The 9,741-nt window shown below is 61.7% G+C and carries 10 protein-coding genes, 1 tRNA gene and 1 pseudogene; 6 read left to right on the top strand and 6 right to left on the bottom strand.

The annotated features are described in order from the left end of the window. Positions 1 to 3 precede the first annotated feature (3 nt). On the top strand, positions 4 to 1,344 hold the full coding sequence (locus ACLGGT_RS00205; RefSeq protein ID WP_008282590.1) for a S41 family peptidase: 1,341 nt from the start codon (positions 4 to 6) through the stop codon (positions 1,342 to 1,344). 272 nt (positions 1,345 to 1,616) lie between these two features. On the opposite strand, the gene ACLGGT_RS00200 is transcribed toward ACLGGT_RS00205, so the two are convergent. From ACLGGT_RS00200 to ACLGGT_RS00180, 5 genes and pseudogenes are all read right to left on the bottom strand, one after another. Then, positions 1,617 to 2,231 carry a hypothetical protein gene (locus tag ACLGGT_RS00200; RefSeq protein ID WP_375553238.1) on the bottom strand — a complete coding sequence of 205 codons (615 nt, stop codon included), beginning with the start codon at positions 2,229 to 2,231 and terminating at the stop codon, positions 1,617 to 1,619. Positions 2,232 to 2,265: 34 nt separating this feature from the next. Further along, a complete protein-coding gene (locus tag ACLGGT_RS00195; protein WP_008282588.1) occupies positions 2,266 to 2,400 on the bottom strand; it encodes an aa3-type cytochrome c oxidase subunit IV in 135 nt (44 codons plus the stop codon). A 90-nt stretch (positions 2,401 to 2,490) separates the two neighbouring features. Next, on the bottom strand, positions 2,491 to 2,943 hold the full coding sequence (locus tag ACLGGT_RS00190) for a hypothetical protein (protein WP_219434693.1): 453 nt from the start codon (positions 2,941 to 2,943) through the stop codon (positions 2,491 to 2,493). A 14-nt stretch (positions 2,944 to 2,957) separates the two neighbouring features. After that, positions 2,958 to 4,000, bottom strand: a pseudogene (locus ACLGGT_RS00185) (MBL fold metallo-hydrolase). Further along, positions 4,000 to 5,718, bottom strand: coding sequence for an acyl-CoA dehydrogenase (locus ACLGGT_RS00180; protein ID WP_437194792.1), 1,719 nt, complete (start codon positions 5,716 to 5,718; stop codon positions 4,000 to 4,002). The pseudogene ACLGGT_RS00185 and the gene ACLGGT_RS00180 overlap by 1 nt, the downstream one beginning before the upstream one ends. 137 nt (positions 5,719 to 5,855) lie before the next feature. Here ACLGGT_RS00180 and ACLGGT_RS00175 point away from each other — a divergent pair, with 137 nt between their 5' ends. Next, complete coding sequence (locus ACLGGT_RS00175) at positions 5,856 to 6,803, top strand: L-threonylcarbamoyladenylate synthase (protein WP_437194791.1); 948 nt, start codon at positions 5,856 to 5,858, stop codon at positions 6,801 to 6,803. Between the two features lie 19 nt (positions 6,804 to 6,822). On the opposite strand, the gene ACLGGT_RS00170 is transcribed toward ACLGGT_RS00175, so the two are convergent. Beyond that, positions 6,823 to 7,149 carry a DUF1330 domain-containing protein gene (locus ACLGGT_RS00170; RefSeq protein WP_008282583.1) on the bottom strand — a complete coding sequence of 109 codons (327 nt, stop codon included), beginning with the start codon at positions 7,147 to 7,149 and terminating at the stop codon, positions 6,823 to 6,825. Positions 7,150 to 7,360: 211 nt separating this feature from the next. Between ACLGGT_RS00170 and ACLGGT_RS00165 the strand changes: the two genes are divergently transcribed. The 4 genes from ACLGGT_RS00165 to ACLGGT_RS00150 all read left to right on the top strand — a co-directional run bounded on the left by ACLGGT_RS00165 (position 7,361) and on the right by ACLGGT_RS00150 (position 9,720). Further along, positions 7,361 to 7,435, top strand: a tRNA-Gly gene (locus ACLGGT_RS00165). 122 nt (positions 7,436 to 7,557) lie between these two features. Beyond that, positions 7,558 to 8,145, top strand: a complete 588-nt coding sequence (hisB, locus tag ACLGGT_RS00160; RefSeq protein WP_008282582.1) for an imidazoleglycerol-phosphate dehydratase HisB — start codon at positions 7,558 to 7,560, stop codon at positions 8,143 to 8,145. Between the two features lie 3 nt (positions 8,146 to 8,148). Continuing rightward, positions 8,149 to 8,787, top strand: coding sequence for an imidazole glycerol phosphate synthase subunit HisH (hisH, locus tag ACLGGT_RS00155; protein WP_008282581.1), 639 nt, complete (start codon positions 8,149 to 8,151; stop codon positions 8,785 to 8,787). After that, a complete protein-coding gene (locus tag ACLGGT_RS00150; RefSeq protein WP_008282580.1) occupies positions 8,788 to 9,720 on the top strand; it encodes a glutaminase in 933 nt (310 codons plus the stop codon). It begins immediately after the preceding gene. Positions 9,721 to 9,741 lie beyond the last annotated feature (21 nt).

Raw genomic sequence — 9,741 nt, 5'->3', positions numbered from 1 at the left:
GACATGAAAAAATTCCTGATGGCTGCCTCTGCCGGCATTTTGACCGGCGCCGTGGTAACGACACAGGTGGCCGCCCCGCTGTTGGCGCAGGAGGCCGAGACGACCAATAACGTCTACGAACAGCTTGATCTGTTTGGAGATATTTTTGAACGCATCCGCGCGCAATATGTCGAAGAGGTTGAAACCAAGGAGCTTATCGAGGCGGCGATCAACGGCATGTTGACCTCGCTCGATCCGCATTCCAGCTATCTCTCGCCCGATGATGCCGAGAACATGCAGGTGCAGACGCGGGGCGAATTCGGCGGTTTGGGGATCGAGGTCACGCAAGAGGACGGCTTCGTCAAGGTGGTCTCGCCCATGGATGGCACCCCGGCGGATCAGGCGGGTATCGAGGCGGGCGATTTTATCACCCATGTCGATGGGGCCAGCGTTTTGGGTCTGACGCTTGACGAGGCGGTGGATTTGATGCGCGGGCCGGTAGGTAGCGAGATCCTTATCACCGTGGTGCGTGAGGGGTCGCCGGAGCCGTTTGACGTCTCGATCATCCGTGACACGATCAAACTGACGGCGGTGCGCGCGCGTGCCGAACAAGATGCGGTTGTTCTGCGCGTGACCACATTCAACGATCAAACCTATGCGAATCTTGCAAGTGGCCTTGCCGAAAAGATCGAGGAATTGGGCGGCGAAGATGAGGTGAGCGGCATCATCCTTGATCTGCGCAACAATCCGGGCGGCCTGCTTACGCAGGCGATCAAAGTTTCGGATGCGTTTCTGGACAAGGGCGAAATCGTAAGCACAAGAGGCCGCAACCCGCAGGATGGCGAGCGCTTTAATGCCACGCCCGGCGACCTGGCCAATGGCAAGCCGATCGTGGTTTTGATCAATGGCGGTTCTGCGAGCGCTTCAGAAATCGTGGCAGGTGCGTTGCAGGATCATCACCGGGCTATCGTTGTGGGCACCAAGAGCTTTGGCAAAGGCTCGGTGCAGACGGTCATGCCGCTGAGGGGGAACGGCGCAATGCGCTTGACCACGTCGCGGTATTACACGCCATCGGGCCGCTCTATTCAGGCACTTGGTGTGAGCCCTGACATTCTTGTCGAGCAGCCGCCGCGCGCGCCGCAGACCGAGGAGGAAGAGACCACGAATCGTCCCGACCGCTCTGAGGCCGATCTTCGTGGACGCCTGAACAATGACAGCCTGACCGAGGATGAGATCAAGCAGATCGAAGAAGATCGGGCACGGGCCGAACTGGCGGCCAAGCTGCGCGAAGATGATTATCAACTTGCCTATGCCATTGATATCCTGCGCGGTCTCTCGGTTATGGCTGGGGGCCAGCCGGAATAACCCCCTCGCTCAATTCCACGAAATCAAAGCCCCGTCCGCCTTGTGCGGGCGGGGTTTTCTGTTTGGGGGGGCGGCGGCTCTGCATCTGGCAGGGGGATAGTGCTGTCTTTTGCCCCAATCCCCACGGGCGGCGTTGCCACGAGATGGTGCCGAGAGCGCCACATCTCAGGCAAGCGGATTTGGCCCTACGACCACTCGTGCGAAGATCATCTAGGACATTTCAGGACGCATCGCATGGCGTGAGACGAGTCAGGCCAAGCCTTTTGTGCGGATCACTGTGCCTTGGCGCGCTGCGGGTCCCAAGCGGCGAGGACATTGGAATTGTCGTCGCTGTCGTATTCGTACAGCGTCTGCTCGGTTACGCCGGGGATTTGGCCAAAGGCCTCGGCGGTTTTGCGCGGATACCAAGAGGTGGGAATCTGGCCGGGAAAAAGCTCTGCCAGAATGCGTGACGTGGCGAACGAGCATTGTGCCTGCGGCACCGGTCCGTTGGCCTTTACCAGTTGCAGCGCGCGTTCGGCCAATTCCGGCGAGACGTCGAGTTTCTGTATCTGCACCCGAAAGGTCTCGCGCGCATGGTAGCGGGTATAGACATCCTCGACCTGAGGATTGATCCCAAAGAGAACATCATTGCGCTCGGGTAGGTGCTTGGCCTTGTTGAAGGATCCCGCAGGATCAAAAATCACCCGCTGTGATCCGTTGACCATCAGCGAAGTATGCGCGCCAGAACCGTTACCATTGTTGATCATCGTATAAAGGGTCAGGCGCGGCGGGCCGTCATGGCGATAGGCGGCGCGCGCCACCTCTTCATCCGGTGCCCAGACCGATTCCGCCGAACATCCCGCCAGCGTGAGAGAGGCGGCAAGCGCCAGAACCAATGACCGCATTACATACCCTCAGCGCGGGAGCCGAACCGCCAGATCAGCCGTTGACCGCAGCGATAAAGAGCAACAGGACGATGCAGGCGATGGCGACATATGTCACCCACTTGATGAACCCATCAAAGGTCTTTTCCTGAACGTCGATATTCATTTCACCATGCTTGTGCTCGGCCATGTTCTGCGTGTCCCTTGCTGACTTCCGTTCAAATTCCGCCGTTGGATAGCCCATTTGGCTGGGCCTGTCACCACCCAAGCTGTCGCGGTCTCAGGCTTTGTTAAGGTCTTGGGCGAGGCGGAATCCGATCCGGTTCGGCTCTGCTGTCTCGACCTGTTTCGGAAGGGCGCGCAGCATCACGCTAAGCTGTCCGACATGCTGGATCAGTTGCGTGCGCATGCCCATCTGATCCTGTCCATAAAACGTCAGGATGTCCGGCTCGAAATAGCCCATGCCTTCGATGCGGATCACGCCGCTATCGCTCCCGGCAAAGCCCATGGCCACCTCATGCGCCTCATCAAGTGTTTTCTCAAAGTTCTGGATATAGAGAATCAGGCGTTCATAGGCCCATTGCGCCGCACTTTTGGTCTGGCCTGCACCATTGGTCAGAGAGTTAGCGGCTGTTTCGATACAGGGCTGGTTCGGGTCGGAATGCACCTCATGCGCGCGCGGCATCGCATCGGCCTCAACGGCGTCGGCGGTGGTGTGGATGGTCTGGTCCATGGGGCGGCCCCTTGTCAGAGATCCTTGATTTGCCAGAGCCACGCCTCATCTGCGCGTCGCCAGCGGGTTACCTCACCAGCGTGCAGCAAGTGGTTGAGATGCGCAATGGCCTCGACCAGCGCCAGACCATAGGTGCCCCGGTCAATCTGGCGCTTGAAGAGAAGGGGGAAACACTCGGCGGCGGTGTGCGGCGTGCTGAGAAAATCGCGCAGCCGGTCGAGTGCGCCATGGTGATTGTCCCGCAATTGCCGCATGCGAAACGGCAGGCCGGTAAAGGGCAGTTTATGTCCGGGCAAGACGAGGTGATCGTCATGGGCATGGGCCGCCAGACGGTCGCAGGCTGCCAGCCAGTCGTCCAGCGGATCGGCCTCTGGCTCGGTCGGATAAACGCCGATATTGGGGCTGATACCGGGCAGGATTTGATCCCCGGCCAGAACCAGATTGCCGGTCCGCGACCACAGCGTGACATGTTCAGGGGCATGCCCCCCGCCCATCCGCACATCCCAATCATAGCCGCCTGCGCGGATCACATCCCCCTCTTGGATACGGGTATAGCCCACCGGGATGGGGGCGCAGATGTCTGAGAAATTATAGGGGCGCTCGGCCTTGCGGGCCTCGTATATTTCGGGGTCCATCCCGCCCGCCCGTGAAAAGGCGAGGGCCTGCGGCGTTGGGCTATCCTCGACATCAAGGATCAGCATGCGCGCCATCAGCCAACTCGTGCGCGAGGCCCAAAGCTCTGCGCCGAAACGCTCCATCAACCAGCCCGCCATGCCGATATGGTCGGGATGATGATGGGTCAGGATCACGCGGCGCACCGGGCGGCCTTGGAGCGGACCGGCGAGCATGTCCTCCCAAAGGGCCACGCTGCGCTTGGAATGAATGCCGGTGTCAACGATGGTCCAGCTATCACCCTCATCCAGCGCGTAGATATTGACGTGATCCAGCACCATCGGCAACGGCAGGCGCAGCCAAAGGACACCGGGTGCCACTTCGGTCGCAGACCCACTTGGGGGGGCGTGTCCCAGGGCGTAGCTATGACCGTTCCCCCATCCATCAGGCTGCGAAATCCTCGGGCGTGAGGGCGTAAAGATCGGTCGCTCCTTGGGTGGCATGGGCCAAGAGACCGGCGTGTTCCGGCAATAGCCGCGTGATATAGAAACGCGCCAGACGCGTGCGCGGGCCATCGCCCGCTTCGGTCAAGGCGGCCTTGAGGTGGAAATGCCCGCCCAAGACCCTTGCAAAGCCGCGCAGGAACGGGGCCGCCCCGGCAAATCGCTGGTTCAGGTCTTGGTGACCAAGCATCCAGTCCACTGCCTCGCGCAGGCTCTCTGCGGCCTGCCAGACGGGTTCTGCCAGTTCGGGCAGGCTGGCGCGGGCGGCCTCGGCCTGTGCCTCGATCTCGTCGAGCAGGGCATAGGCCGCCTCGCCGCCATCCATCAGCTTGCGCGCCGCGAGGTCCATCGCCTGAATACCGTTGGTGCCCTCGTAGATCGCGGTAACGCGCACATCGCGGGAATATTGCGCGGCCCCGGTTTCTTCGATGAAGCCCATGCCGCCATGCACCTGCACCCCCATTTCGGCAACTGCAATGCCGGTATCGGTGCCAAATGCCTTGGCAATCGGGGTAAGAAACGCTGCGCGCGCCGCCCAATGGGGCTTGTCTGTGGCGGTCTGCATGTCGATGGCCTGCGCGCAGGCAAGGGCAATGGCACGGGCGGCAAAAATGTCGGCCTTCATCGTGGCCAGCATCCGGCGCACATCTGCATGCTCGATAATGCTGCCCGACCCACCTTGAACCGGCGTACGACCCTGTTTGCGATCCATCGCATAGGCGAGCGCGTGCTGATAGGCACCTTCGGCAACGCCGATGCCCTGACCACCCACCCCAAGTCGGGCGTTGTTCATCATGGTGAACATGGCACGCATGCCGTCATGCGCTTCGCCCACCAACCATCCGATCGCGCCGTCATATTGCATCACCGCCGTCGGGCTGCCGTGCAGGCCCATCTTGTGCTCAAGGCTGACTACCTTGAGGCTGTTGCGCTTGCCCGGAGCGCCGTTTTCGTCTGGAATGAACTTGGGCACCAGAAAAAGGCTGATGCCTTTGGTTCCCGGCACGCCATCGGGCAGACGTGCAAGCACGAGGTGGCAGACGTTTTCGGTAAAGTCGTTGTCGCCCCACGAGATGTAAATCTTTTGCCCAGTCACGGCATAGGTGCCGTCGCCCATCGGTTCGGCCTTGGAGCGGAGCGCGCCCACATCCGATCCGGCCTGCGGTTCGGTCAGGTTCATGGTTCCCGCCCACGCGCCGCTGACCAGCTTGGGCAGGTAGGTTGCCTTGAGATGGTCGGAGGCGTGATGTTCCAGCGCCTCGATCTGGCCTTGGGTCATCAGCGGGTTGAGTTGCAGCGAGAGGCAGGCAGAAGACATCATCTCGTTTACGGCGGTCGTCACCGTCATCGGCAGGCCCATGCCGCCATGATCGGGATGCGCGCTGATCGACACCCAGCCGCCATCGGCAATCGCGCGGTAGCCATCGGCGTAGCCGGGCGAGGTGCGCACCACCCCATTCTCCAGCTTGGCAGGATGCAGATCACCACTGCGTTGCAGGGGATAGAGCACTTCTTCGCACAGGCGCGCAGCCTCAGAGAGAATCGCGGCGGTCATGTCGGGCGTTGCTTCGGCGAAACGGTCGGTGTCGACGACATGGGAGAGACCAACAATGTGATCGAACAGAAAGCGATACTCATCAACCGGGGCGCGATAGGGCATGTTCCGTTTTCCTTTTCATCTCGTCGGCGTCGCTTGGCATCCGTCACGAAGGCCTGTAGTGATCCGGCCTTGATTGTCAGATTAGCCTAAGGTTCGGCGGCGGCAACCAAAACGCGGCGTCAGGTCAGGGGACGTATATGCCAAATGCAACCGAAATATTGCAAGCGGACCTCGCCGGATTTGCGACGGCCTCTGCGATTTGGTCTGCCGGTGGGCTTGTCGCCTTTCCGACCGAGACGGTCTATGGGTTGGGTGCCGATGCGCGCGACGATAGGGCTGTGGCGCGGATATTCGAGGCCAAGGGGCGCCCCCGGTTCAATCCGCTGATCGTGCATGTCGAAAGTGTCGATGCGGCCCGGCGCTATGTCACTTGGTCGGATGCGGCGGAAATCCTTGCTTCGGCCTTCTGGCCCGGTCCGTTGACCCTTGTATTGCCGCTGCGCGCCGATGCCGGCCTTTCGCCTCTTGTGACGGCAGAGCTGCCGACATTGGCGATTCGCGTGCCTGAGCATCCCGTCGCGCGTGGCCTGCTGACCACGTTCGGAGGTCCGGTCGCGGCACCCTCGGCCAATCCTTCGGGGCGGATCAGCCCGACCACGGCCGCGCATGTGCTGGCGGGGTTATCTGGGCGGATCGAAGCGGTGATTGAGGGCGGTGCCTGTGCCGTTGGCGTGGAATCGACCATTGTGGGTCTTGCAGGCGAACCCTGCCTGTTGCGGCCCGGTGGCGTGCCGGTCGAGGCGATCGAGGCCGCGTTGGGTATGCCCTTGGCGCGTCACGTTGCAGGTGATCCGCTGGTCGCGCCGGGACAGCTGCAATCGCATTACGCGCCCGGTGCGCCGGTGCGCCTCAATGCCCAAGATCGGCGGGCTGGCGAGCTTTTATTGGGGTTCGGTGCGGTGGATGCCGACATGAACCTCTCGCCCTCGGGTGATCTGATCGAGGCGGCGGCCAATCTTTTTGGGCATCTTCACGCGCTTGATGCCCGAGACGCGCCGATTGCGGTCTCTCCGATTCCAGAGGTGGGACTGGGCCGCGCCATCAACGACCGCTTGCGCCGTGCGGCGGCCCCGCGCGGCGCGTGATCTCTAACGTGAGGTCAGATCAGCCCTTGGGCAGATAGGGAATCGAGCCTGCGGCATCGGTATCGTCGATCACCCAGAAATGCCCTTCGCTGCCCGCCTGCCGCGCCTTCGCCAGTGGTGCGTAGTCGGGATCATGCGCAAAGGCGCGAGCGGCCTCAGCCGAGGGGAACGCGATAAGGGCGATCAGCGTGGTGTCTGGTGCCGCGCCTTCCAGCGTCTCGATATTGGCACTGCGTGACAGATAGCGCCCGCCATGTTTGGCAGCGATATCATGGGTGAGGGCCGCATAGTCGGGAACCCAGGCGTCATCGGTGATTTTGACCTGCGCGATAAGATAGGCTGGCATGTGCTTTCTCCTGATGTGACGGGCCACCATCCCCCACGGCCCAAATGCCCGCAAACCCTAACACGCCCGGCGCGGGGGCAGGGCGTTTTGACGCTCCGACTTAGGTCGCAGCCGCGCCGGGCGGAGGCCATTGTAAAATTTTTCCGGGTGCCGCGAATTTTCCTCTTGCAGCCGCGCGCCAGAGTTTATAGATCACGCCTCACCCAAGGATGCGGGCGTAGCTCAGGGGTAGAGCATAACCTTGCCAAGGTTAGGGTCGGGCGTTCGAATCGCCTCGCCCGCTCCAAATTTCCTTAAAATTAAAGAAATTTGGAGCGATCCGCCGGGGGGATCGGGACAATCCGCGCTTGAGGCTTGGCCTGCGCCACGGGGCGCAGTATAGAGCCACCAAAGCTTGACGGAGGCCCCATGCGCAGCGCCACACTCACCCGGAAAACGGCCGAGACCGACATCAGCGTCGAGATCAATCTCGACGGCAGCGGTCGTTATGACAATCAGACCGGCGTGGGGTTCTTTGATCACATGCTGGATCAACTCGCGCGGCATTCGCTGATCGACATGACCGTGCGATGTGCGGGCGATCTGCATATCGACGATCACCACACGGTCGAGGATGTGGGCATCGCCCTTGGACAGGCGCTGAGCCAAGCGCTTGGGGACAAGCGTGGCATCCGGCGCTACGGGGCCTGTCTCTTGCCGATGGATGATGCGCTCGTGCGGGCTGCGCTTGATTTGTCGGGGCGGCCCTATCTGGTATGGAACATGAACCTGCCCACGGCCAAAATCGGCACCTTCGACACTGAATTGGTGCGCGAATTCTTTCAGGCGCTCAGCACCCATGGCGGGATTACCCTGCATGTCGATGCGCTGCACGGGATCAACAGTCACCATATGGCCGAGGCGGCGTTCAAGGCGGTGGCCCGTGCCCTGCGCGAAGCGGTCGAGACCGACCCACGCAAGGCGGATGCGATTCCCTCGACCAAGGGCAGCCTGTAACCCATGACCACCGTCATTGTTGACTACGAGAGCGGCAATCTGCACTCGGCGCAAAAGGCGTTCGAGCGTATGGCGCAAGAGACAGGGGCCGGGGCCGTGATCGTGACCTCTGACCCCGATGTGATCCGCGCGGCGACGCGGATCGTGCTGCCGGGGGATGGGGCCTTTCCGGCCTGTCGGCGCGCGCTCTATGACCATCGCGGCGTGTTCGAGGCCATTGAAGAGGCGGTGATCACCCATGCGCGCCCCTTTATGGGGATTTGCATCGGCATGCAGATGCTGGCCACGCGCGGGCTTGAATATGAGGAAACCGCCGGCTTCGACTGGATCCGCGGAACGGTTGAGGCAATCGCCCCCTCAGACCCGGCGCTGAAGGTGCCGCATATGGGCTGGAACGATCTGGTCATCGACAACCCGCATCCGATTTTTGACGGGATCAGCACCGGCGATCATGCCTATTTCGTGCATTCCTATCAGTTCCGGGTCGAGGACCCCGCGCATTTGCTGGCGCATGTCGACTATGCCGGGGCCATCACGGCCGTGGTCGGGCGCGATACGATTGTGGGCACGCAGTTTCACCCAGAGAAAAGCCAGCAAACCGGCCTGCGCATGATTGCGAACTTCCTGCGCTGGAAACCTTGAATGGCGCAGGCATTGCCCCCGCTGCAACCGCTTCTGGACGAGATCACCGAAGTTGCCCGCGCCTCTGAAAACCGAGGCAAGGTGGCGGATTACATCCCGGAGTTGGCGGGCGTCGATCCAGACCAGTTCGGCATCGCCATTGCGCGCCCCGGTCAGCCAACGGTGATGGCGGGCGATGCGCAGGTGCCATTTTCGATTCAGTCCGTGTCCAAGGTATTCATGCTGGCCTTGGCGCTTGGCAAGCTGGGTGACCGGCTTTGGTCGCGCGTCGGGCGCGAGCCGTCGGGGCATTCGTTTGACTCGATGCTGCTTTTGGAGTTGGAAAAGGGTTATCCGCGCAATCCGTTCATCAATGCAGGCGCAATTGTGACCACCGATGCGGTGCTGCAAGGGGCAACCCCGCGCGAGACCCTTGGCGCGCTTTTGCGGTTCATTCGCGCGGCGGCGGGGGATGAGGCGATCCATATCAACGAGCGCGTCGCACGTTCTGAAATCGCCACGGGCCACCGCAATTTTGCCCTCGCGCATTACCTTTTGTCGCATGGCAATCTGAAAAATCCGCCAGAGTTGACACTTGGCACGTATTTCCATCAATGCGCGGTCGAGATGACTTGCGCGCAATTGGCCAATGCCGGACTTTTTCTGGTGGGCGGGGCAGGGGCACCACGGTTGGTGTCACAGGCCCGCATCCGCCGTATCAACGCGCTGATGATGACCTGCGGCCACTATGACGGATCGGGCGACTACGCCTTCCGCGTGGGGCTGCCGGGCAAGAGCGGGGTGGGGGGTGGTATTCTGTCGGTGGTGCCGGGTGTCGCGGCGATTGCGGTCTGGTCGCCGGGCCTTAATCACTATGGCAATTCCAAGCTGGGCACCGAGGCGATGGAGCAACTGGCCGCACGCACGGGATGGTCGGTATTCGGGCCGACATGATCGGGACAGATGCGCCGCATC

This window comes from Roseovarius sp. MS2, assembly GCF_051447875.1.
GTDB classification, from domain to species: Bacteria; Pseudomonadota; Alphaproteobacteria; order Rhodobacterales; family Rhodobacteraceae; genus Roseovarius; species Roseovarius mucosus_A.
This window is presented reverse-complemented; position numbering and strand designations above follow the sequence as displayed.

What these genes read in the sequence shown, in the direction of transcription:
- ACLGGT_RS00180 (WP_437194792.1), bottom strand. Translation starts at nt 5,718, where the DNA reads ATGCCCTATCGCGCCCCGGTTGATGAGTATCGCTTTCTGTTCGATCAC.
- ACLGGT_RS00200 (WP_375553238.1), bottom strand. Translation starts at nt 2,231, where the DNA reads ATGCGGTCATTGGTTCTGGCGCTTGCCGCCTCTCTCACGCTGGCGGGA.
- hisH (WP_008282581.1), top strand. Translation starts at nt 8,149, where the DNA reads ATGACCACCGTCATTGTTGACTACGAGAGCGGCAATCTGCACTCGGCG.
- ACLGGT_RS00150 (WP_008282580.1), top strand. Translation starts at nt 8,788, where the DNA reads ATGGCGCAGGCATTGCCCCCGCTGCAACCGCTTCTGGACGAGATCACC.
- ACLGGT_RS00205 (WP_008282590.1), top strand. Translation starts at nt 4, where the DNA reads ATGAAAAAATTCCTGATGGCTGCCTCTGCCGGCATTTTGACCGGCGCC.
- ACLGGT_RS00170 (WP_008282583.1), bottom strand. Translation starts at nt 7,149, where the DNA reads ATGCCAGCCTATCTTATCGCGCAGGTCAAAATCACCGATGACGCCTGG.
- ACLGGT_RS00175 (WP_437194791.1), top strand. Translation starts at nt 5,856, where the DNA reads ATGCCAAATGCAACCGAAATATTGCAAGCGGACCTCGCCGGATTTGCG.
- ACLGGT_RS00195 (WP_008282588.1), bottom strand. Translation starts at nt 2,400, where the DNA reads ATGGCCGAGCACAAGCATGGTGAAATGAATATCGACGTTCAGGAAAAG.
- ACLGGT_RS00190 (WP_219434693.1), bottom strand. Translation starts at nt 2,943, where the DNA reads ATGGACCAGACCATCCACACCACCGCCGACGCCGTTGAGGCCGATGCG.
- hisB (WP_008282582.1), top strand. Translation starts at nt 7,558, where the DNA reads ATGCGCAGCGCCACACTCACCCGGAAAACGGCCGAGACCGACATCAGC.